Annotated in this window: 5 protein-coding genes; all 5 read right to left on the reverse strand. The window is 68.8% G+C overall.

All coding sequences use genetic code 11. The features are described 5' to 3' along the window. Nucleotides 1-458 (reverse strand): histidine kinase (locus VGJ14_00525; GenBank protein ID HEY2830878.1); only part of this gene is annotated, 458 nt, incomplete at its 3' end. Between the two features lie 48 nt (nt 459-506). Then, the gene (locus VGJ14_00530; GenBank protein HEY2830879.1) at nt 507-1,370 is read right to left on the reverse strand and encodes an acyl-CoA thioesterase II; all 864 of its coding nucleotides are present in this window, start codon (nt 1,368-1,370) and stop codon (nt 507-509) included. A 3-nt stretch (nt 1,371-1,373) separates the two neighbouring features. After that, the gene (locus tag VGJ14_00535) at nt 1,374-1,703 is read right to left on the reverse strand and encodes a DUF3817 domain-containing protein (protein HEY2830880.1); all 330 of its coding nucleotides are present in this window, start codon (nt 1,701-1,703) and stop codon (nt 1,374-1,376) included. Then, nucleotides 1,700-2,080 (reverse strand): hypothetical protein, encoded by a 381-nt coding sequence (locus VGJ14_00540; protein HEY2830881.1) that lies wholly within the window; start codon nt 2,078-2,080, stop codon nt 1,700-1,702. The genes VGJ14_00535 and VGJ14_00540 overlap by 4 nt, the downstream gene beginning before the upstream one ends. 58 nt (nt 2,081-2,138) lie before the next feature. Then, the coding region (locus VGJ14_00545) for a hypothetical protein (GenBank protein ID HEY2830882.1) at nt 2,139-3,504 on the reverse strand (1,366 nt) is incomplete at its 5' end.

A 3,504-nucleotide genomic window follows, 5' to 3' on the forward strand; every position in this document is an offset into this window, starting at 1 on the left:
ACCTCCACGGTCCACCAGCGGGGACCTCGGCGCAGCACCACCAGCGCGTGGGCGGCGTCCGCGTGCTTGCTCACATTGGCCAGACCCTCGCGCGCCGCGCGTAGCAGCACCCGCCCGGCCGGGGCCGGCGGCTGCGGCCCCTCCCCGGTCACCTGCACCGTAACGCCCACGGCGGGGCACTCGGCGGCGAACGCGGCGCTCACCCCGCTCAGGGCCTCGGGCAGCGGTGCGGAGGCCTCGCCGTCGGCATCCGCCGGCACCCCCAGCAACGCCTCGCGCAGTTGCCGGGAACCCGCGGCCAGTCGCGCGGAGAGCCGATCCACCACTGCCCGCACGTCGTCGGGCAGGTCGGGGTGAACGCGCAGCTCCTGCAGATCGAGTTCGGCCGCGAACAGCTGCTGGCTCAGCCCATCGTGCAGCCGCTCGGCCAGCGACCGGTCATCGGGCGGGGTGTGCATACCGACCAGGGTAGGCGGATGGTGGGTGCCCGCCCCCCATTCGGGGGGCTATCCCGCCTGTCCCGGTCTGATCAGGCCTTCCTGCACCGCGGTGGCCACCAACATCCCGTCGGCATCGAACAGCCGACCGAAGGACAACCCGCGCGCGCCGCCCGCCGAGGGCGAGACCTGGTCGTACAGCAGCCACTCGTCGGCCCGGAACGGGCGGTGGAACCACATGGCGTGGTCCAGCGAGGCACGCGCCATGGCATCGATCAGTACCTGGTGCGGGACCAGGCTGGCGTGCAACAGCGTCAGGTCACTCATGTAGGCCAGCACACAACGGTGCAGGCCCGCGTCGTCGGGCAATCGGTCGTTGGCGCGCAGCCACATCCGGGCCAACGCCGGGTGCGCGGGATCGGACAGGGTGCCGCCCACCGACGAGGACCCCGCGTAGCGCACGTCCAACGCGGCGAACTCCTCGGCCATCCGGGCCGCCGCCTCGGGGCCGCGGATGGCCTCGATGCTCTGCTCCAGGGTGGGGCAGTCGTCCGGATCGGGCACCGCGGGCATCACGTCCTGATGCTCCAGACCTGATTCTTCGATCTGAAACGAGGCTGTCAGATAGAAGATGTGCTTGCCGTGCTGACGGGCCGCCACCCGCCGGGCGCTGAACGAACGGCCGTCGCGCAGGTTGTCGACGTCATAGACGATCGGCACCGCCGGGTCGCCCGGCAACAGGAAATAGGCGTGCAGCGAGTGCACCGGCCGTTCCACCGGCACCGTGCGGTTGGCGGCGAGCAGGGCCTGGCCGAGCACCTGACCGCCGAACACCCGTTGAAACTGGGTCACCGGCGGCTGCGCGCGGTACAGCCCCTCCTCGATCACCTCGAGATCGAACAGTGCGACCAGTTCGGCAATCGAACTGGGCATGTCTCAGCGCCCGATGCCGCGGGAAGCGGCGAAGGCGGCCACCCGCCGCTCGATGACGAAGGTGAGCCCGGGCAGCAGGCCCGCCAGGATCATCTCCGCAAGGCGCAGCAGCGGCCACCGGGTGCGCCGGTACAGGTCAAAGGCGAGCACCAGATAGACGACGTAGAAGTAGCCGTGCACGAACCAGATCCAGAGGAAGTCCGGGCCGTGGAAGCCGTGCTTGACGATCGACGCGGTGCACGCGATCAGCAGCAGGGTGCCCACGATGTAAGCCGCGATGCGGTAGCGGAACAACGCGGCCTCGACCGGTTTGCCGGTCGCGGTCTCGGTCACGATTTCGGCTGCCTATGGAGGCGATCCAACATGCGGTTGTACTCCAACAGTTCGGCGTCGTCGTCCGGATTGAGCGGCAGCACGACGGTCTCACGCACCGGCAACACCAGTTCGTCGGGTACCCGTTGCGGATCGGCGGCCGGGGGGCGGGCCGGCGCATCGCAGTGTGGGCGGACGGCGTCCCGGCACAGCCAGATCCACACCCCCACCGTGAACACCGCGAACGCGGGCCATTCGCACGCGTAGCCGATGGACAGCATGTTGCCGTCCCGGGCCCGATCGAACTGCCACCAGGCCAGCCCGCTGAAGGCGAGCACCAGCCCCACGACCAGCACGTGCAGGGCCAGCCAGCGGGGGCGCAGCAGCACGGCGGACACGTCGTCAGCTTAACGCCGGCCGACGTGTCCGCCGGACGGACCGCTCACCCGGGCGAGCTCAGCGAACGTCCTCGTCGGCGACCACAAAGATCATCGAGTGTGGCTTCGCGTCACCGTAATCACCGTGCGGCCAACTGGTGCGGTTGAAGTCGACACACGGCGTACCCAGGTTCTCATCGACGAAGCTGGTGTCCAGCGAGAACTTGCCCTGCGGGGAGATGTCCAGGATGCAGAGCTTGTGGTTGCCGTCGACGTTGGCGCGGGCCACGAAGTAGTCCGAGAACGCGATACGGCTTACGTTCTTGATTTCGTGGTAGAAGCCGTCCTTGCCGATCCGGAAGTTGTCGTAGGTGCCCCAGTGCGGGCCACCGGAGGTGTTGTCCTCAACCTTGTAGGCGTCCGACAGCGCCGGGCAGTCCTTCTCCTGACCGCCGTGCCCGACCTCGTACATGGTGTCGATCGAGCACGTCGGGTGCTCACCCGCGGCCAGCAACTTGGAGATATTGAGCATGTAGACCTGCTTCGGCCCACCGTTGTCGCCGATGCCCAGCGCACCCGGACCGCGACCGATCACCGCGTGGTACAGGTACTTGTCGTCGGGGCTGGTCTGCACCCAGCCACCGCCGCTGCACCCTGCCCCCTCACCGGCCTGCGGGTCGATCTGCTGCGAGGCCGTGGAGGTGTCGAAGACCTCACGCCACACCGGCTTGGGGTCGGTGATGTCCGGCGTGTAGTAAATGACGCCGCCACACATCGACTCGGAGAACGCGCCCTTGTGGCCCGGCAGGTTGGTGACCGTGGTCTCCATGATGCCGCGCGGCTCCTCGTGCTCGGGGCTGCGCTCCTTGCGCGGGCCGTCGGGCATGTGGGAGACCGAGACCAGCTTGGCGTTGTCCCGCTGGGAGATGTCGAAGATGCGCACGGTGTCCCGGAAGATGTTGGCGTCCTGCGGCTTCACCGGGTCCAGCACGATGTTGCGCGGCTCGGCGTAGTCCGAGGCGACGAGCCGGTTGAGGTCCTCGCGCACCTGGATGCCGTGCGGATTCGCGCAGGTGGCCCGGGGCAACGCCGGGTAGTCCGGGCAGGCCACCGGGTCCTCGCCGACCGGCAGCGCGGCCGGGATCTCGGACAGTGTCTTGCCGTTGGCATCCATGTGCACGATCGAGCCCGGCGAACCACCGAAGCCGTTGGACACCCGCATCTCGCCGTTGGTGTAGTGGCACGGCCCCGGCACGTCCGCGCCGCCCATGTAGGTGCCGTAGGCGGTGCCGTCCTTCAACGTCCAGTACGCGTCGGGAATGGAGCCGCACGGGGTGTCCTGCGGCATGTTCACCCCGCGCAGCGTGACGGCCGGCAGCTTGGACACGTCGAACGCGTAGGTGATGTCGCTGTACAGGCCACCGGCGTACACGGTGTTGCCCTTG

The sequence above is a fragment of the Sporichthyaceae bacterium genome, assembly GCA_036493475.1.
Classification (GTDB): Bacteria; Actinomycetota; Actinomycetes; order Sporichthyales; family Sporichthyaceae; genus DASQPJ01.

Bases quoted from the DNA above. Each gene is read 5' to 3' on its own strand.
- VGJ14_00530 (HEY2830879.1), bottom strand. From the start codon at position 1,370: ATGCCCAGTTCGATTGCCGAACTGGTCGCACTGTTCGATCTCGAGGTG.